Origin of the sequence: Protofrankia sp. Cj5 (assembly GCF_917627405.1) — a bacterium.
GTDB lineage: Bacteria > Actinomycetota > Actinomycetes > Frankiales > Frankiaceae > Protofrankia.
Genome location: NZ_CAKJTO010000042.1, coordinates 23,822 through 41,892 on the forward strand (window position 1 = coordinate 23,822; position 18,071 = coordinate 41,892).

The window sequence follows — 18,071 nt, forward strand, 5'->3', positions numbered from 1 at the left end:
TAGCTGGGCCGCATGGCAACCATTCGACCATCAGGAGTCCTGACCTCCATGACCATCACCGACATCGCTACCGGTGACATCGCCGCGACCGAAGACGCGCTGATGCTGGACGCCGCCGCTGCGGATCTGCTGTTCCGTACGGCCCGGACCGCGAACACCTTCAGCGATGATCCCGTTTCTGACGAGCAGGTCCGTGCTATCTATGACTTGATTAAATGGGCGCCGACCAGTATGAATACCCAACCCCTGCGGATCATTCTGGTTCGTTCGCCCGAGGCGCGGGAACGGCTGGTACGGCATCTCAGCCCGGGTAACCAGGCGAAGACGCGCTCTGCTCCGCTGGTCGCCATCGTGGCCGCGGATATCGACTTCCATGAAAACCTCCCGCAGGTTTTCCCGCATCTGCCGAACGCCAGGGATTTTTTCACCGAGCCGGTCGCGCGCGAGCAGACCGCGCGCTTCAATGCCGGCCTGCAGATCGGCTACTTCATCCTGGGCATCCGTGCCGCGGGGCTCGCGGCCGGTCCGATGACGGGCCTGGATGCCACCGCCGTCGACAAGGAGTTTTTCGCGGACCAGCCGCTGCGCACTCTCGCGGTGATCAATATTGGCAAGCCCGGGGAGAACCCGTGGTTCGGCCGCAGCCCACGGCTGGACTACGAGCAGGTCGTCTCCGTCCTCTAACCTGACCCTGAGTGGTCATCGCTCGCGGTCGCGACGGTATGGCTGTCCGGACCGAAAGCCACGCTGTTGACCGGGCTGATATGCCCGGTCAACGTGGACAGCGGAGATGGCCGGTGCGGGTCGGAGATATCGGTGAGGCGGCAGGTGCTGTCCGGGCCCGCGGTAGCCGGCAGACGTCCGTCCGGGCTGATCGCCAGGCTGTTGGCCTGCCCAGCTCGCTCGCTGAGCGTAGCTGCGGGCGTCACCCCGGCTTGTCTGGTGACGTCGAACACGGCCACTGTGCGATCGGAGCCCGGCCCCGAGCCGGCGCCCGCGAGCAGCCGGCCATCCGAGCTCAGCGCGGCTGTTGCGACAGACGCCGTGGGCATGGTCACCGGTATGGCCGTAGGCCGGGCGAAGGATGTGATCAGCGCGAGCCGGGCCGCGGGCGTTGGGGACCGTTTCCAGGCGGCGAGGCTGAGCCGGGCGGCCAGCGCCGGGTTTTGCGGACGTAGCGCGCCTGCTTCCGTGGTGAGCCAGTGGGAGGCGTCCAGTGACCGGTCGGGGGCCGACCGTGACGTCGCCACCGTGGCGACGGCGCTAATCGCCAGGACGAGCGCGGACAGCCCGGCAAGAACAGCCCGTCTCCTGCTGGATGACCGAGGAGGCGTACGAGCAGGTTCTGCGCGCTGGGCCGCTCGTCGGATCTTTGCGCATGGCTTCTTCGACAAGCACACGTAGCTCGTCATCCAGGCCCTCGAGGCATGGCCTGGTGTGCAGGGCCCGGTACAGCAACACGTCGGTCGGGCCTTGGCCGAACGGAAGCCGTCCGGTGCCGCGTGGAGGACGACGCTGCCCCAGGCGAAGATGTCCACCGCTGATCGTGGTGAGTTCCGTCGTGTGCGCCATACCAAAGTCGATCACTTTGGGCCCCATGGCAGAGATCAATACATTGGATGGTGTGAGGTCGCTGTGGGGCACGCCTGATACCCGGACCGTGGGTGGCGATGCCTCAACCCGCACCACGCCGCGTCCCTCCGCTGCTCCCTGAGTACGCTCGATGTTCACCCGTACTGTCATCACCGTGGCCAGACTGACCGTGCCGCGCAGCTGTCCCGTCGGGGAGGCGGCGCGGCGCCTCGGTATGGGAGCCCTCGGGTGGTGACTCGTTTTCACGTGAGTATCAATATATTACTTTTAGTAGTTTCTTGATTGCGGTGGAGCGGCCTCAGGTAATTGCAGTCGATATTAACGAACGCCGAGTAGGCGGCTGGATGCAGGTTTCAATGAATGTGGATGCAGGGTATATATCTCGCGTTATCGATTTTACTGGAGGGGTGACGAGCGGATCCCCGCCATGATGATAATCGAGCACGGCGTCCAGATCAAAGGGGGGTTACTGATGGCCGGGAAGGCCGATTTCATCCAGCCGGATGCCGCGGTCGTATATCTGCCCCAAACCGACGCGGGCGTTGTGTCGCGGCGGCTTCGAATGCGTTGGCATTTTCTGTTGTCCCAAGCAGCGGTTGTCCTTCTGTTCGCCGGGTCCATGATTACCATGGCCAGTCTTCTCCAGGTGTGGACGGTGGGGATTTCGGACGACCAGCGCCGGTCGGATGTGCTGGTGGTGCTCGGTGCTTCCCAATACGACGGACGCCCTTCCGCGGTGTTTGCGGCGCGCCTTGACCACGCATTTGACCTGTACCGCCAAGGAGTGGCTCCGTTGGTCGTGACGGTCGGCGGCGCGCAGGCGGGGGATGCTTACACCGAAGGGCAGGCAGGCGCGAACTACCTGGCCTCCCGTGGCGTTCCGGTGACCGCTCTGATGCCCGTAGGAGAGGGGCGGGACACCTTGGGATCGTTGCGGGCGGTAGCGGTGGCCATGGCGAAGCATCAATGGCGAAGCGCAGTGATCGTGACGGATCCGTGGCATTCGCTGCGGTCACGAACGATCGCTCGTGACCTTGATATTGACGCGGTTACGTCACCGGTAAGGACTGGCCCGTCCACCCGTGGCTTCGGTACGCAGCTTCGTTACATTGCTCGGGAAGGCGTTGCTTACCGGTTTTATCAGCTCTTCCATCGGACGACCCCGGCAGGGGTCGCGCCACCAGCCGTGTGAACACGTCCCCGAGCGGGGCGGCTTCAAAGGTCGGTGGGCGGGTTCACACGGCTGGTGGCGACGGTCGAGAAGTAAATTTTTATATTGTTTACATGATTTTTGGCCGTACGCTGGTTGTGGCTGCCTTGTAGGCGGGCGGTGAATGTTTTACTTTCAGTGATCGTTGGGTGTCCGGTGGTGCTCGGTCCGGACTCGGGCCATCCCTGAGGCCCGGCGTGGACGTGGCCAGTGTCTCGGACCGCGGTGCCGAGATCGCGATTATCGTGAAGATCGGTCTGCTGGTCGTCCTGCCGGGTTGAGTGCCCCTGCCCCCGCCCACGATCCCGAGGAGGGTCCGCCATGGCCATTGCTCCGGCTGTTGTTGTTCAGCAGTGTCGGTGTTGGCGGTTTTCGTGCTGAAAGGCACGGAAACCGTCCCGGGGCTGGCCGGTGGCCCGCGTGCGGCCGGCAGACTGCTACGCCCCGATCCGCTCGCGGGCCTCACTCATCTGCATCGGACGTACGGCCCGGTCGCGCGGATCTCCTCGCGGCCGATGTCGCTTTACCTCGTGGCGGACCCGGCGGTTATCGCGGACGTCCTCGTCGGGTCGAGCCGGGCATTCGCCCGAGGCGTTGTCCGTCGTGGCTTCGGTTCCCGCCAGACAGTGGTGGAGCCTCTTGCGCTGGTGCTCGGGCGGGGGCTGCTGACCAGCGCGGGGGAGTGGCACCGCAGGCAACGCCGGCTCATGCAGCCGATGTTTCACCGTCAACGGATTTTTGAATACGGGGAGATTTTTGCCGCGACAGCGGACGATCGGGCTGATTCCTGGACGGATGGCCAATATCTTGATCTGCATGACGAGATGATCGAGATGACGCTGGCGATGGTTACCCGAGCCCTGTTCGACGTCGATGTCGACAGTAACGAGGTAGCTGTCATCCGGACAGCTATCAGTGAGAACATGGTGGTCACTCGGAAGGCTGTGCGGGCCGGTTTCGAGACGCTGGAGAGGCTGCCGCTGCCTGGGCCCAGACGCCGCCGTAACGCTCGCCGTGCTCTTGACCGGGTCGTCTACGATCTTATCGAGCGCCGCCGTGCCACTGGGGCGAGCGGGCGGGACCTGCTCTCACTGCTGCTGACAGCCCGCGATGCCGAGACCGGCGAGGGCATGGACGACACGCAGGTCCGCGACGAGATCCTGACTATCATGCTTGCCGGTCACGAAACCACCGCAAACGCGTTGACCTGGACTTTTCATCTGCTCGGAGAGCATCCTGAGATTGCGGCGGCGCTGTATGCCGAACTCGACACCGTCCTGTCCGGCCGGCGGCCAACGGTAGCGGACCTGCCGCGGCTGCCATATGCCGACGCGGTGTTCACCGAGTCAATGCGGCTTTATCCACCGGTGTGGGGCATGGGCCGCTATTTGTTGGAAGACCGTGTCATTGGAGGCTATCGCCTGCCGGCCGGCTCGACGCTGCTTCTCTGCCAGTGGGTCGTCCACCGTGACGAACAGTGGTGGCCGGAGCCGGAGCGTTTTGATCCGGCCCGCTGGCTCGGGGACCGGATCGACCCGGACCGGCCGCGGTATGCCTATTTCCCCTTCGGAGGCGGCCCGCATCAGTGTATCGGCAACAGCTTCGCCCAAACCGAGGGAGTGTTGGCTCTCGCCACGATCTGTCGCCGGTGGGCGTTCGAACCCGCTGTCGGTCTGAAGATCGTACCGCAGCCGCTGGTGACTCTGCGGCCGCGTGACGGTCTACCGATCATTGTCCGGCGGCGCCGCTGATGGGGCGCCGGGGGCCATGCGTCCCGGCGGTAAGAACTGTTCCGGCCATAGGCCTCGCGGCGTGGCCGGGACCGTTCGGCACGCCGGACCGGGTTCCTCGGCGCTTTGCCCGAGGCCGAGCGGACCGGTGATTGTGGCCTTCTGGCACGATCGGGGTATGCGCCGCGGCGCCGGACATATCCTTGAACGGCCACATGTTCTTGACGGGCGACGGCGAGTGAACTCGACGACATCAAGACCAAGGCTGGGGAGCCGGCCACCTGAGTCATTCACGCTGAGATGGGTCCGCGCGCGCCCGCGGACCTCAGAAAACCTAGGAGAATTTATATGAGCCACATTCAGTTTGCCACTCGTGACGCGAGTCCGTGGGTGCCTCATTACATAATGGCGATAGACCGAGAGAAGTGCATCGGGTGCGGTCGTTGCTTCAAGGTGTGCGGTCAGGGTGTACTGAAGCTGATGGGCCTGAACGAAGACGATGAGCTGGTCGATCCTTTCGACGAGGAGCAGGAGATCGAGCGTAAGGTTATGACCATCGAGACTGCCGGCAACTGTATCGGCTGTGCCGCCTGCGTCCGGGTATGTGCGCCGCGCTGTCACACCTACGCGCCGGCGGAAGCGGCCTGACCAGCCGGCGGCTGTCAGCTCGCCGTCGAGATGCGGCCGGATCGGGTGGCTATGCCGGACACCGACAGACACTCGATCCGCCCGCTGGCCGGAACGTCCCGTGCTGGAGGAAGCTAGGTGGGTGACTGTTACCGCATCCACGGATCGACGTATTCCGGATCTGGACGAGGTGTCCCTCAGTCGGCTGGTAAGGTACTGGGAGGCTGCTAATTATCTGACGGTGGCGCAGATCTATCTGCGTACCAATCCGTTGCTGCGTGAGCCGTTGGAGCCAGGGCAGATCAAGCCTCGGCTGCTGGGTCACTGGGGTACGTCCCCGGCGCTGAACCTGGTGTATGCCCAGCTGAACCGGTTGGTACGGGAGACTGGGCAGGATGTGCTGTATGTGGCCGGGCCGGGGCACGGCGGCCCGGCACTGGTCGCCAACACCTATCTGGAAGGCACCTATTCGGAGATCTACCCACAGGTGTCGCGGGACCTGGCGGGCCTGACCCGGCTGGTCCGGCAGTTCTCCACCCCCGGAGGGGTACCGAGCCACGTCTCCGTACCGACGCCAGGGTCGATCCACGAGGGTGGCGAACTCGGCTACGCCCTGGTGCACGCCTTCGGCGCCGCGTTCGACCACCCTGACCTGCTGGTCGCGGCAGTGGTCGGTGATGGTGAAGCCGAGACCGGGCCGTTGGAGGGAAGCTGGAAAGGCATCCGGTTCCTCAACCCGGCCCGTGACGGTGCGGTGCTGCCGATCCTGAACCTCAATCAGTACAAGATTGCGAATCCGACGGTGCTGGGCCGCCTCGACCGGGCCGGGGTGACCGCCTTCTTTGCCGGCCACGGCTATGAGGTGGCCTGGGTCGAGGGGAGCGACGCCCACCAGGTCCACCGGGACTTCGCGGCCAGGCTCGCCACCGCTTACAGCCAGATCCGCCGTATCCAGGACGACGCCCGCGCCCCAGGCGCGGTGGTGACCGCCACCCCGCGCTGGCCGATGATCGTGTTACGGACCCCGAAGGGATGGACCGGCCCGAAACAGGTCGATGGGGTGGCGATGGAAGGCACCTTCCGTGCCCATCAGGTGCCGTTGGCGGCTGTTCGGGAGAAGCCGGCCCAGCTGGCTCAGCTGGAGGCGTGGCTGCGTTCCTACCACCCGGACTCGCATTTCGACGCGGACGGGCGGTTGGTCGCCGATCTCGCCGTGCTCGCACCGACCGGCGACAAGCGGCTGGGGGCGACCAGCTACGCTAACGGCGGCCGGCGCGCCGTGGCGCTACGGCTGCCGGATTGGCGTGCCCACGCGATCACGGTCGGTCCAGAAACTCGTGGGAAGGTCATCCACGAAACCACCCGGCCGCTCGGCGACCTGCTCCGCGACGTCTACCGGGACAACCCCACCACCTTCCGGGTGTTCAGCCCGGACGAGCTGACCAGCAACCGGCTCGGTGCCGTCCTCGATGTCACCGACCGCTGCCTGGTCGCCCCGACCGACCCGCACGACGACCGGGTCTCCCCATCCGGCCGGGTCATGGAGGTGCTCTCCGAGCACCTGTGCCAGGGCTGGCTGGAGGCCTACACGCTCACCGGCCGGCACGGCCTGTTCGCCACCTACGAGGCGTTCGCGATGGTTTCCGCCTCCATGCTCATCCAGCACACCAAGTGGCTACAGGAAGCCGCCCGGCTGCCCTGGCGGGCACCGGTACCCAGCCTGAACGTGCTGTTGACCAGCACCTGTTGGCGTAATGACCACAACGGCTTCTCCCACCAGGGCCCGGGGCTCATCGACACCGTCGTCCCCCTGTCCCCTGGCATCGCCCGGATCTGGCTGCCGCCGGACGCCAATACCCTGCTCTCGGTCGCCGATCACTGCCTACGCAGCCGCGACCACGTCAACCTCCTCGTCGCGGACAAACAGCCCCACCTGCAGTACCTCTCCGCGGACGAAGCCGCTGAACACTGTGCCCGCGGCGGCTCGGTCTGGGAATGGGCCGGCAGCGACGGCGGCGAGCACCGCACCGACATCGTCCTCGCCGGGATCGGGGACGTCCCCACCATGGAGATCCTCGCCGCCGCTGACCTGCTGCGTCAGTTCACGCCGGGCCTCACCGTCCGTGTCGTCAATATCGTCGACCTGATGGCCCTGCTTCGCGCGGACCTGCACCCCCATGGCTTCTCCGTTCCGCTGTTCCGCGCCCTGTTTACTGACGAAACCGACGTCGTCGTCGGTTTCCACGGCTACAGCCGCGCGATCCACCAGCTTTTGCACGGCCGGCCCAATCCGCAACGTTTCCACGTCCGCGGCTTCATGGAACAAGGCACCACCACCACCCCGTTCGACATGGTCGTGCGCAACGGTGTCAGCCGTTACCACCTCGCCCGCCTTGCCATCGAGTTCGCCCGCACCACCCCGCGAGGCGCTGACCGGCTCGTCACCCATTGCGAGACCCAGCTCGCCCGTCATCAGGCCCACATCACCGAACATCTCGAGGACCTGCCTGAAGTCCGCGACTGGACCTGGCCGGGCGACCATGGGCGGCCACGCGCACCGCGCATGTAGCGTCTTTGCTTACTGGCAATCAGATGGCCACCGGGACGGCTGGAGCGTCGACCAGGATGAGGAACCAGCCGAGAGTCAGGAGAAGATCGTACTCATGAAAGGCCGGGGCTCCGTCAGCCGAGCTGAGCAGGACCCGGTGGCCGCCGAGCACAATCGCAATCCCGTCCCGGGCGAACAGAACGACGTTGTGCCCGTCGGTCCGGGGAGCGCTGGTTGTATGGGTGACGAAGCCTCGAGCGAAACCCCGCCAGTTGGGTGTGATCCAACGTAGCCAGCGGTCTCCGGTCAGCCTGACGAGGGTGTTCCCGCGTCCTTTTTGGAGCACCGCGAGTACGTCGCCGGTCAACTCGGCAGTGACCCGAAGGCCGCCGTGGCTGCTTTCCACGACCATCAGATGTTTTTGGGCCCTGCATGTCACCCGGCCCTGGGCACGCCATTCTTCCCGCATCCGGATGATTGTCTCGTCGTCAACGTGGAGCGCGAACTGGTCCCCGGTCACGGTGACCGCCCGCCACGCGAATTCTGGCACCATCGCGCAGTCGGAGTGAACTGTCATCATGTTGCCCTCCTGCCGGGTCGTCTCGGGAAGCTCGCCCGTCGGTTCCCATTGAAAGACCAGCTGGTCAGCAGCTGGTCAGGAGCGTGAACGCGGCACCTGGGTGAACGACCAGGGCCAGCTTGGCCCTGGTGGGTGTGACACCGCGCGGGCGATGATGGCTTGACTGGTCGCCTGTTGTCCAGTTTGTGGCTACTCGGCTGTTCGACTCCGTCAAAATACGTAATCGGCCGCGTGGGTGATGCGCGGGCGTGGTCAGGATCTGGTCAGTGCTACCGCTGACACTGCTACCGCTGACGGTGCCGGGGTTGCGTCCTGTCGGACATGCGACTGCACACCCTGCTGGTCACGACTTTGCTTCAAGTTGTCACAGACAGATCCCGCATACTGGTTCATGATGGTATCCGAGGCATTGGGATCACCCAATTGGCGACATGTGTTGTTTTGTGGAACAGGATGACATGGAGTTTCGGGTTCTTGGATCGCTCGAGGTGGTGGGCGAGGCCGGGCAGGTGCCGATCGGTGGTCCGCAGCGCCGCCTGCTGCTCGCGGCTCTGCTCTCCGAGGCGAACCGTCCCATCCCTGACCGGGAGCTGCTGCGAGCCATGCAGGGCGATGACGGTTGGTATGACGAGCGTCGGCGCCAGCTCCTGCATCGGCTTCGGGTGCACATCTTGGATCTTCGACGGGTGCTGGGCCAGTCCAACGGGCAGCCCTTGGCGCGGGGCGCCGGCGGATACGTTCTGCACGTCGGGGCGGAGGAGCTTGACGAGCTGGTTTTCCTCAGCTGGGTGGAACAGGCCCGGCGGCTGCTGGATTCCAAAGACGCGGCGAGCGCCGCCGACCGGATGGACGTGGCATTGGCGCTCTGGCGTGGAGAGCCATTATCAGATCTTGAAACGCGCCCCTTTGTCGAACGTTATGCGGCCCGGTTGCGTGAGCTTCGCCTGTACGCGGAGAAAGAAAGAGCGGCCGCATATCTGGCCGCTGGTCGGCACGGGCCGCTGGTTCCGATCCTGCGGCGGCTGCTCGCCGACAACCCGGCCGACGAACGGCTACAGCTGGATTTGTCGTTGTCCCTCTACCGCGACGGTCGCCGGGAGGATGCCGCCGCTGTCTGCCTGGATGCGTTGCGCCGTTCCCGCGATCTCGGAATCGAACCGACCGCGATCCGGGAAAGGCAGCGCGCGATCCTTGCCGACGAACCGTCCCTGCGCTGGGTCCCGCCAGTTGAACAGGTCGGGCTCGTCGCCGCGGCGCGTCATCCCGTGCCGTATCAGCTTCCCACCGGGACAAGAAACTTCACCGGCCGCGAAAAGGAAGTCGCGGATCTCCTCACCTTGTTCGAAACGGCTGACGTCGGTGCGGAAACAGGCGGCGCGGGCGTGATTGTCTCGGCGATAGCCGGGCAGGCGGGTGTCGGCAAGACGGCGCTCGCCGTTCACGTCGCCCATCGGCTCCGGCCTCGCTTCCCCGACGGCATCCTTTACATAAATCTACAGGCCACGCCCGACTCGCCGGCTGAGCCGTCGACGGTTCTGGTGTCGTTTCTCCTCGGCCTGGGGGTGCCGCGTGAGCAAATAGGAGATGATCATGAAGTGCGTGCGGCGCTGTACCGTTCGACGCTCGACGGCAAGCGGCTGCTCGTCGTCCTGGACAATGCGACGGATACCGAACAGGTACGTCCGCTGATTCCGGGCGCGGCATCCTGCGGGGTCATTATCACCAGCAGGCGTGCGCTTTCGAGTCTGGACGCGGATCACCTCCTGCTTGACGTCCTCGACTCCGCCGGTGCCGTCACCCTGCTCGCCAAGGTGGCGGGTGCCGCGCGGGTCGAAGCCGAACCCGAGGAGGCCCGCACCATCGTGGCGCTGTGCGGATTTCTGCCGCTGGCGGTACGCATCGCGGGGGCGCGTCTCGAACAGCGGCCGGACACGCACCTCCGCTCGCTGCGTGAGGATCTCCAGGTTGCGCGTTTGAACGTGCTCAGGGTCGGAGATCTTGAAGTGCGGGCCAGTGTCGACCTGAGTTACCGGGAGCTGCCAGCGGCGACCCGGCGAGCGTTCCGTCTGCTGTCCGTGCTGGAGACGGAGGATGTAGGGCCGCTGGCTGCGGCGGCCCTTCTTGATCAGAATGTGCGGCAGGCTTCCGAGCTGCTTGAGGAGCTGGCGGCTGGGCAGCTTCTCGAACGTCGTGCCAGTAATGGAAGCGAGTCTCGGTATCGTTTTCATGATCTGTTGTTGTTGTTTGCGCGTGAGCGCCTTGCGCAGGAGGACAGCCCCGCCGACCGCTCCGCCGCGCTCGAACGGGTCCTGGAGATGTATCTGGCCTGCGCGGAGGAGGCCGCCAAGCGGCTGCACATCGGTATTCCGATCGTCCCACGCCAGTCTGTGCCGCGGTGGCAACCGGCCGAGGACGGAATGATCGAATCCGTTACGGGGCGTCCGATCCAGTGGTTCGACCGCGAGAGCAAGAGCCTGGTCGCTCTCGTCGAACAGGCTGAGGCTGAAGGCTTCGATGAGATGACGTGGCTGCTCAGCGCCGCGCTCGTCGACTTCTTCGAGATCGGCTCGCACTGGTCGTTCTGGCACCGGACCCATGAGGCGGCTCTCGCGGCCACCCGGCGGCAGCGCAGCCAGGTGGCCGAGGCGAACGTGCGCCGCCATCTCGGGCTGCTGCGCCGGTTGCAGGGTGACCGCGCCGGCGCGCGAAGGTTGTTCGAGGCGAGCCTGGCGCTGTTTATCTCGACAGCCTGGCCGATCGGCGAGGCCGCGGCGCGCCGTAACCTGGGCGAACTGGACACAGAAGACGGCAGGATCGATGAGGCTATTGATCATCTTCGTATCGGCAGGAATCTTTTTCGTGACTTCGGTGTGACGTTCGGTGTGGCGCGGACGCTCCAAACCCTCGGTCGGGCCTATCTTGCCGCGGCTCGTCCCGCCGAGTCGTTGTCCTGCCTGGAGGCTGCGGTCGGTTACTGCGAGATGACAAGCAACCAGCTTGCGGTCGAGCGTGCCCGGATGGCCCTCGGCTCCGCCTTCCTGCGAACCGGGCGGGTGGACGACGCCATCGGGATGCTTGGTGCGGCGGAGCGTTTCTTTCAGGCGGAGGGGCATCTGCCGTTGCGGGCCGAGGCGCTGCTGTTGCTGGGTGACGCCCACAGCCGACGGGGTCGTGATCCCGAGGCGTTCGGCTGTTACGACGCCTGCCTGTCCATTTTCCAGGAACGTGGCGACATGCTGAACCAGGCGAGAACCCTTGCCCGCCGGGGCAGGCTGCATTACTGGCGGAAGGACGATCTACAGGCGCGGGCGTCGTGGAGCCAGGCGCTGGCATTATTTAATGATCATGATGGTGCGGAGGAGTCCGAGGTCCGTAACTGGTTGATACGCGGCCCGGGTGATCGGCTTGAGCCGGCGACGGAACGTGTCCTCGACCATTTTGATCATGATGGGTTCATTCAGCGGGTTGCGGCGAGTGAGTATGTTGTGCGGATTCTCTCCACCTGGACAGAGCTCCTCGAGGACCGGCTGCGGGATTCCTTTCTCGGTGCGCTTCTGCGCGCCCTTGACCGGGGTGCGTTGGTTCAGATCATGTTGCTGGACCCCGACTCGCCCGCGGACGTCCAGCGCACCCGGGAGATCGGCATGTCGCACGATGTCTCTGGACTGGTCCAGGCGAATCTGCGGTGCCTTCGGAGCTTCGTCGACGGGCTGACCGGCTCGGACCGGGAACACATCGCGGTGCGGGTCTACCGGGCGGCGTCCACCGTCGCGTATTACCGGTCGGACGCCCGCGCGCTGGTCGCGACGCTTCCGATGAGCGACGCATCATCCCGGACCACGCAGTATGAGGTTCCGGTTGATTCGACGTTCGCGCAGTTCGTCGAGCAGCAGTTCACACAGCTGTGGACCGCCGGGAGCCGTCCGTTCGACCTGTGAGGCGGTCTGCGACCGGCACAGGAGACGCGGCGTCGCGGCGCTGGGGCACGCGCCCCAACCGGTTATCCGTCGATCTATCTGTCGATCCGGATCCACACCTGACCGTTATCGATCCGCAGGGGAAGCTGCTCCAGCCGCGCGCCCGGCGCGTTGAGACAGGCGCCGGACCGCGCGTCGTAACAGAAGCCGTGCCGGGGACAGGTGAGGGTGCCCGTGGCCGGGTCCAGCTGGGCCACGTTGATGGGGAGGCCTTGGTGGGCGCAGGTGTCGCGGTAGGCGATCAGCTGATCGTCCATACTTATGATCACTACATCGGCTTCGGCGCCGTCGGCTCGCTCGAGATGTAGCGCGGTGATCTGTTGGCGGGAGAGCTCCATGGTCGTACCGACCGTGACCCAGCCGCCGTCGCGGGTGCGGACGGGACCCAGCGGGATGAGCGTCGGGGGCGGTTCACCCGCGAGCATCACCACCCGCGCGATGGATGCGACCCCGCCGACCAGAGCGTCCTTGACTACTTCACGCAGCGTGACTCCGGTCAGGGCGCGGCTGTTGCAGGTACCGTTCACCCGCAGGAAGGCTGTATCCCCGTCGATCCGGATCAGTTCGACATCCCCGCCGTGGGCACGCAGATAGGGCCGTACCTTGTCGAGCGCGTGCAGCGATTCGGTCACCGGCGTGGGCTGGATGACGTGGTGCATCGAGAAGAGCAGATGCACCAGAGGATCATCCGCGAGTTCGAACAGGAGCTCGCGGCCGCGGGGGTCGGCGCGCAGTTTCCGGACGATGGCGTTGATCCCGCTGCCATGGAGGGCTTCGACGGCGTGGCGGAGCTGCTCGGCTTGTTGCCGCGCGGTGGGTTCCAGGTTCTGGACGGCGGTTGCCGCCTCATCCAGGGCCTCCGACAGCGCGTCGAAGCTGGGTTCGTTCCGCTGCGGCCCGATCGGCCGAGTGCTGCTCATCGTTGGACTCCTAGGTCCTCTGGGGCAGCCGGCCGCATGAAAAGAATTGTGATCGCGTACTCTTTGACCGGCTGGTTCCCCCTCGGCCGGGTCTGGACAAGACCGTGGGTACCTTCTCACGATCCCATAAGGTTGACGGGTCACCGCCGAAATCGGTCGGGCATATGACGGCTGTCACCTGCCGGCCGCCGAGCCGGCCGTCATGCTGGTCACATCGGTCAGTTTCTGGACATTTCATCCCGTAGGTGGCCAGCGGCTCGTTTGCTGGCGTGGTGAACAATTCCGCCGAAGCATGCCGGGCGTGGCGGCCGGCCACCGAGGGGGAAATCACCCCATTGCCGGCCAATATCGGGTGTACCCGAGCCAGTCGCGGCCGCAGTCGTCACGAAAGGCGGTCAAGAGGTTACCCTGTGCTTGAACCGTCCCTCTTGCCGGCCATTGTCGGGGCGAACAGGCTGCATTCCGGGTCGCGCCAGCCCGGTCGGCACCAGCCTGGAGCAGCGTATTGATTAATATTTTTCCGGTCGGACGCAACGGATTCCCGCATGGCCGGTGACCCGTTGATAGAAAACGCCCGTATTCCATAAATTACCCGCTTTGGCCGGCGGCAGTCACTGGGCGCGGCGACCGTTATTTAAATTCTTCCTGGCAGTAGGCAAATCTTTTTGAAAGGTGGCAAGTATGGCTCGCGACGCAGCGCCCGTCGACGCTACCGCGCCGGCTCCCGACGGCTTCGCGCCATGGGTGCCTCGGCCGCGGGTGCCGACGGACGAACCCGCACGACACCGCTGGGACACGTTGGCGGGCGGCCCGGTCGGCGGGCGCCTGGGACCGGTGGCCGGTGCGCTGGTCATTGTGCTGGGCGGGATCTACCTGATCTGGCGCCTGGGCACGCTCGACGGTACGGGCGCGTTCGGTCGCCTCTTCTACGGCGCTGAGTTGATCAGCTACATAACTGTCGCCTGGACGGCAGTGATGATCGGCCGGATGCGCCCGGACAGGGTACGCCACGCCGGGACGCCGGTGGGAACGCTTGATGTGTTCGTGACGGTGTGCGGTGAGCCGGCGTCGATGGTCGAGCGGACGCTGCGTTTCGCCCTGGCGATCGACTACCCGCACCAGACCTACGTTCTCAATGACGGCCGCATCGCCGGCCGGAAGAACTGGCGGGAAATCGACGCGCTCGCCGCACGTCTCGGCATACCGTGCTTCACCCGCGTCGACGGGACCCCGGGAAAGGCCGGTAATCTCAACCACGCGCTGGCCCGCACCAATGGCGACGCGGTTCTGACCCTTGATGCCGATCACCTGGTGGTGCCGGACGTGGGGGAGCGGATAGTCGGTTATCTGCGCGACGCGGCAGTCGGTTTCGTCTGTACTGCCCAGTGTTTTGACACGGGTCGCGCGGATGTCCTGAACAACGCTGATCCCATGCTCTTCCGTTCCATCCAGCCGGCGAAGGACCGTGACAACAGCGCGTTCTCCTGCGGCAACGGGACCCTGTACCGCCGGTCGGCTCTCGAGTCGGCTGGCGGATTCAGCGAATGGAATCTGGTCGAAGATGTGCAGACATCCTACGAACTGCACGCGCGTGGTTGGTCCAGCGTCTACCATGCCCGGCCGATTTCGATCGGGACAGCGCCGGCGACCGCCGCCGTCTACGCCAAGCAGCGTCTGCGATGGGCGATGGACCATATGCGCCTGCTAATTTTCGACAACCCGTTGCGCAAACCAGGCCTGCGGGGCTGGCAGCGGGCGCACTACCTGCACACCAGCCTCAGCCCGCTCCTGACCACAGTTCAGATGGTTTTTCTGGTGGGCCCACCGATGTCTGTGATCTTCCGGATGCGGCTGGTGTCCGGTGCCGCTGAAGAGGCCTACCTGTTCTTCGGCCTGCCCTACCTGCTTAGTTCGATGCTCTTCATTGTCGCCTATGCGGGGGGCAGGCCCGCGGCCCGAACGGTCGCGAGTTCACTGTTCATTGCCCCGCTGTATCTGATCGCGTTCCTGTGGGTTGCGTTCGGTTACCGGCCGCGTTCCTCCGGTACGACCGAGAAAGTGTTCCAGCCGACGATGTCCGTGCTGGTCCTGCCGCAGATTACTTTTGCGCTCATGCTGATCGCATCGATCATCATCTATGCCTTCGACGCACGCCCCGGTCGTCCGGTGTTCGCGTTGGTGTGGGCCGGGATCATGTTGATGATGCTGGCTGGTCCGCTGTCCGCGGTCAGTGAGCGACGTGCGGCGGTTGAGCGCTGGCAGGTACCGATACGTGGCACGATCATTCTTGCTGTCGCCCTGCTGTCGGTGTTGACGTTCGCCAACTGATCGGGCTGGACCGAATCATCCGCTGGCGTCCTGGGCCTGGTCCGGGCTGGTCCGGACCAGCCCGGACGGGGCGGCTGTTGGTGTGAAAGCTCGCGAAAGCTTACAAAAGCTCGCAGACGAGCCCGAGCTCCTGCTGGACCGCCGTGCTGAGACTGTCGCAGCCGACGCCGGCCGTACCGAGCTCGACGACGGCCCAGTGGCTGCCCGAATGCCGTAGCAGGGCGGTCGCTGGGTCGGTCTCACCACTGGCTGGCACGACATGGGCAACCGCGACGGTCGGGTCGATCCTGGATACGCGGACGTCGACCACCTGGATGCCGTCCGGGGGAACCTCACCGAGCAACGGGCTCGTCCGTACCGCCCGCGTGATCTGCTCATCAGTGGATGGAGCAGCGCTCCCGACCGGCGCCGTGGCGGCCGATCTGTCTCTTATATCCGTTATATCGGTGGCTGGCACTGTGGCTGGAGTGGCCTGGATGTTGGACGGCACCGTAGGTGGCGCCGAGGAGGATGCCGTCAGTGCGTCGGCGGGCATGACAATCACAGCCGCGATCGCGGTCGCGGCGAAGAGCAGCTGAGAAACTGGTGGGCGGGTCATCCGTGCTGCCCGAGCGGCGGGCCGGATGCGTGACATGCGGTGTGTGCCGTTCCGTGTGTATCTGGTGTTCCGTCGGCGTGTGACGTTCGGTGCGCGCTGGGCTGTCGGACCCCTCCGTTGTCGAGCCATGGAACAGCTCTACCCGTCCTGACGCACGTAACCCATGTAACACATCTGACACCAGGCTGTCGGCTGACCGTAAAGAGGGGGTGATCAGTGGAAGAGTCCCTGTATGCCGGGCTCGGGCCGCCGCTATGGACAACATCACCGTCGAGATGTCAATCACGAGACACCGCTGGACCGACGATTGATCCGCTGTGGTCATGCGCCCATGTTCCAGCTGTTGATCTCAAAAATCTCGAAAGATCGTGCGAAGGAGCCGGCGTCAGCCGAGGAACAGGTATGTGCCGCGAAACAGGCACAGGACGGTGAACACGCCAAAGCCGGCTATCCAGATTATGGCGGGGATGCCAGTGATCTCGGCCATCGCGTCCGCGTCCGAGGACCATGCTCCTTTCCGGTGCGCTCGGTGCAGGTCGAGTACGGACCGTGGCCCGGCCAGCAACAGGAACCAGGTGAGGAAACACGCGAGCGCACTTTGCGTGCCCACCGAGGCCGAATGCAGTACCAGAATGACCACGGTGCCGGTACCGGCGACGATCATTTTTCCGAAGCCGTTTCGGGTGACGAGGAAAAGCGCCGCCAGCGCCAGGAGGGCAAGGAGCAGCGTCGCGGTGATGTGACCGGCATTCAGCAGGGCCGCCGCTCCCAGCCCGAGCCCGGATGATGCGGTGTAACCGGCTGCCAGCATGAGGAATTCGGCGAACCGGTTGCGCCGCCCATATGTGCTTGTGAGGCCTGACGTGTCCGAGAACAGCCATACCCCAAGGACCCAGCGTCCGAGGAGGTAGGCGACGAGCGCATGGCCGCCCTCGTGCGCGATCGTGTCGAGGTGGCCGCTGCCGTGCCAGGTCCATGTGGGCACGACCGCCGCGAGGGCGGCCAGGCCGGTGAGCACGATAATCCATAACGGCGTGCCAACCCTGTCCGCGACGATCATCGTCAGGCCCATGCTGCTACTACCGTTGTTCATGGCACCCCCGGCACGACACGATTCGCATTTGCTCATCAATATTGGCGCTGCTGATGTGCTAATCACATAATTTTTTCGCCGGATGGACAACTGAATATTTTTTCGCGCGGCGGGAGGCCGCGGGCGAGCTGGTCAGCCGCTGTCGCGCCGGCTGGCGAGATCACTGATCCTTCGAGGTTTGTGCGCGGCGGGCCGTTGTGCTCCGGCGCTGGGGCCGTGCTCCAGCGGGGGTGCCGCGATCCAACAGGACATTCCAAGGTTTCCGAAAGCTTCCCCTCAGGCGTGACCGCCACGGTATGCACATGACACACGTGTGGTTGAGTCCGAGTCTGCCCGCCGACCCGGGGGCGATGGCCGGCGCGCTCGGACCCGGCTACGAGGTCCTGCCACCGTCGGCTGAACCACCATTCGGGGACGACCAGCCTGGGGACAACCGGTTCGGGGAGCAACCGTCAACCGGTGTGGCCGACGACGGCCTGAGCGAGCCGCGGCCGCAACGGCTGGTCCAGCCGATCATTGTTGCCACGATCTATGAGCGGGAGCTGCTGGCGGCTCTTGTGGCCCGTCCCGGCGACGCCCGCCTGGTGCTGGTCACGCCCCCGGGCGTTGATGTCCCGCCGGATCTGGGTGCTCAGGTACGGCCGCAGATGGTCGGCTCGGCCTCGTCGGTTGCCGATGTGGTCGCGCTGATCCGCGCCGTTCCCGCGGACACATCCATGGATGTGCTCGGGCCGGCGGGGGCTGACGCGCCCTGGTGGGCTGGCGCGGGCCGGCCCGAGATCCACTCGGCGGCCGGGCCGGCGGGTCTGCCGACGGCGGCGCAGCCCGCGGCGGGAGGCGGTCGGCGGTTCGGCCGGCGCGGTGGCC

Annotated in this window: 13 protein-coding genes and 1 pseudogene; 9 read left to right on the forward strand and 5 right to left on the reverse strand. The window is 65.3% G+C overall.

Annotated elements, in window-relative coordinates; translation table 11 throughout:
• Nucleotides 1–48 precede the first annotated feature (48 nt).
• Nucleotides 49–684, forward strand: coding sequence for a malonic semialdehyde reductase (locus tag MJ777_RS11355; RefSeq protein WP_239309157.1), 636 nt, complete (start codon nt 49–51; stop codon nt 682–684).
• Here MJ777_RS11355 and MJ777_RS11360 read toward each other — a convergent pair.
• Nucleotides 681–1,412, reverse strand: a complete 732-nt coding sequence (locus MJ777_RS11360) for a WD40 repeat domain-containing protein (RefSeq protein ID WP_239375873.1) — start codon at nt 1,410–1,412, stop codon at nt 681–683. The genes MJ777_RS11355 and MJ777_RS11360 overlap by 4 nt on opposite strands.
• 743 nt (nt 1,413–2,155) lie before the next feature.
• Between MJ777_RS11360 and MJ777_RS11365 the strand changes: the two genes are divergently transcribed.
• The 5 genes from MJ777_RS11365 to MJ777_RS11380 all read left to right on the forward strand — a co-directional run bounded on the left by MJ777_RS11365 (nt 2,156) and on the right by MJ777_RS11380 (nt 7,729).
• Nucleotides 2,156–2,785: a YdcF family protein gene (locus tag MJ777_RS11365; RefSeq protein WP_239309226.1), complete on the forward strand. Its 630-nt coding sequence runs from the start codon at nt 2,156–2,158 to the stop codon at nt 2,783–2,785.
• 167 nt (nt 2,786–2,952) lie between these two features.
• The gene (locus MJ777_RS22725; RefSeq protein ID WP_255724045.1) at nt 2,953–3,084 is read left to right on the forward strand and encodes a hypothetical protein; all 132 of its coding nucleotides are present in this window, start codon (nt 2,953–2,955) and stop codon (nt 3,082–3,084) included.
• A gap of 78 nt (nt 3,085–3,162) precedes the next feature.
• The gene (locus MJ777_RS11370) at nt 3,163–4,554 is read left to right on the forward strand and encodes a cytochrome P450 (RefSeq protein WP_239345042.1); all 1,392 of its coding nucleotides are present in this window, start codon (nt 3,163–3,165) and stop codon (nt 4,552–4,554) included.
• A 327-nt stretch (nt 4,555–4,881) separates the two neighbouring features.
• Complete coding sequence (fdxB, locus tag MJ777_RS11375) at nt 4,882–5,181, forward strand: ferredoxin III, nif-specific (protein ID WP_239309165.1); 300 nt, start codon at nt 4,882–4,884, stop codon at nt 5,179–5,181.
• A 121-nt stretch (nt 5,182–5,302) separates the two neighbouring features.
• Entirely contained in the window at nt 5,303–7,729 is a 2,427-nt protein-coding gene (locus MJ777_RS11380) for a phosphoketolase (protein ID WP_239375875.1), read from the forward strand.
• A gap of 19 nt (nt 7,730–7,748) precedes the next feature.
• On the opposite strand, the gene MJ777_RS11385 is transcribed toward MJ777_RS11380, so the two are convergent.
• Nucleotides 7,749–8,285 (reverse strand): hypothetical protein, encoded by a 537-nt coding sequence (locus MJ777_RS11385; RefSeq protein WP_239375877.1) that lies wholly within the window; start codon nt 8,283–8,285, stop codon nt 7,749–7,751.
• A gap of 461 nt (nt 8,286–8,746) precedes the next feature.
• Here MJ777_RS11385 and MJ777_RS11390 point away from each other — a divergent pair, with 461 nt between their 5' ends.
• The gene (locus MJ777_RS11390) at nt 8,747–12,226 is read left to right on the forward strand and encodes a BTAD domain-containing putative transcriptional regulator (RefSeq protein WP_239375879.1); all 3,480 of its coding nucleotides are present in this window, start codon (nt 8,747–8,749) and stop codon (nt 12,224–12,226) included.
• A 74-nt stretch (nt 12,227–12,300) separates the two neighbouring features.
• Here MJ777_RS11390 and MJ777_RS11395 read toward each other — a convergent pair whose 3' ends face one another.
• Nucleotides 12,301–13,185, reverse strand: a complete 885-nt coding sequence (locus tag MJ777_RS11395; RefSeq protein WP_239309173.1) for a NifU family protein — start codon at nt 13,183–13,185, stop codon at nt 12,301–12,303.
• Between the two features lie 681 nt (nt 13,186–13,866).
• On the opposite strand from MJ777_RS11395, the gene MJ777_RS11400 reads away from it, so the two are divergent.
• A complete protein-coding gene (locus MJ777_RS11400) occupies nt 13,867–15,513 on the forward strand; it encodes a glycosyltransferase (RefSeq protein WP_239375881.1) in 1,647 nt (548 codons plus the stop codon).
• Between the two features lie 100 nt (nt 15,514–15,613).
• On the opposite strand, the gene MJ777_RS11405 is transcribed toward MJ777_RS11400, so the two are convergent.
• Together MJ777_RS11405 and MJ777_RS11410 are read right to left on the reverse strand one after the other, a co-directional pair.
• Nucleotides 15,614–16,111, reverse strand: a complete 498-nt coding sequence (locus MJ777_RS11405; protein ID WP_239375883.1) for a hypothetical protein — start codon at nt 16,109–16,111, stop codon at nt 15,614–15,616.
• A 385-nt stretch (nt 16,112–16,496) separates the two neighbouring features.
• Nucleotides 16,497–17,204 carry a M50 family metallopeptidase gene (locus MJ777_RS11410; RefSeq protein WP_239345051.1) on the reverse strand — a complete coding sequence of 236 codons (708 nt, stop codon included), beginning with the start codon at nt 17,202–17,204 and terminating at the stop codon, nt 16,497–16,499.
• A 302-nt stretch (nt 17,205–17,506) separates the two neighbouring features.
• Here MJ777_RS11410 and MJ777_RS11415 point away from each other — a divergent pair.
• Nucleotides 17,507–18,071 (forward strand): annotated as a pseudogene (locus tag MJ777_RS11415) (hypothetical protein); the annotation flags it as partial.

Excerpts from the sequence above, each read along its gene's own strand:
- MJ777_RS11390 (WP_239375879.1), top strand. The coding sequence starts at position 8,747 with ATGGAGTTTCGGGTTCTTGGATCGCTCGAGGTGGTGGGCGAGGCCGGG.
- MJ777_RS11395 (WP_239309173.1), bottom strand. The coding sequence starts at position 13,185 with ATGAGCAGCACTCGGCCGATCGGGCCGCAGCGGAACGAACCCAGCTTC.
- MJ777_RS11355 (WP_239309157.1), top strand. The coding sequence starts at position 49 with ATGACCATCACCGACATCGCTACCGGTGACATCGCCGCGACCGAAGAC.
- MJ777_RS11405 (WP_239375883.1), bottom strand. The coding sequence starts at position 16,111 with ATGACCCGCCCACCAGTTTCTCAGCTGCTCTTCGCCGCGACCGCGATC.
- MJ777_RS11360 (WP_239375873.1), bottom strand. The coding sequence starts at position 1,412 with ATGACGAGCTACGTGTGCTTGTCGAAGAAGCCATGCGCAAAGATCCGA.
- MJ777_RS11385 (WP_239375877.1), bottom strand. The coding sequence starts at position 8,285 with ATGACAGTTCACTCCGACTGCGCGATGGTGCCAGAATTCGCGTGGCGG.
- MJ777_RS11410 (WP_239345051.1), bottom strand. The coding sequence starts at position 17,204 with ATGAACAACGGTAGTAGCAGCATGGGCCTGACGATGATCGTCGCGGAC.
- MJ777_RS11365 (WP_239309226.1), top strand. The coding sequence starts at position 2,156 with ATGCGTTGGCATTTTCTGTTGTCCCAAGCAGCGGTTGTCCTTCTGTTC.
- fdxB (WP_239309165.1), top strand. The coding sequence starts at position 4,882 with ATGAGCCACATTCAGTTTGCCACTCGTGACGCGAGTCCGTGGGTGCCT.
- MJ777_RS11400 (WP_239375881.1), top strand. The coding sequence starts at position 13,867 with ATGGCTCGCGACGCAGCGCCCGTCGACGCTACCGCGCCGGCTCCCGAC.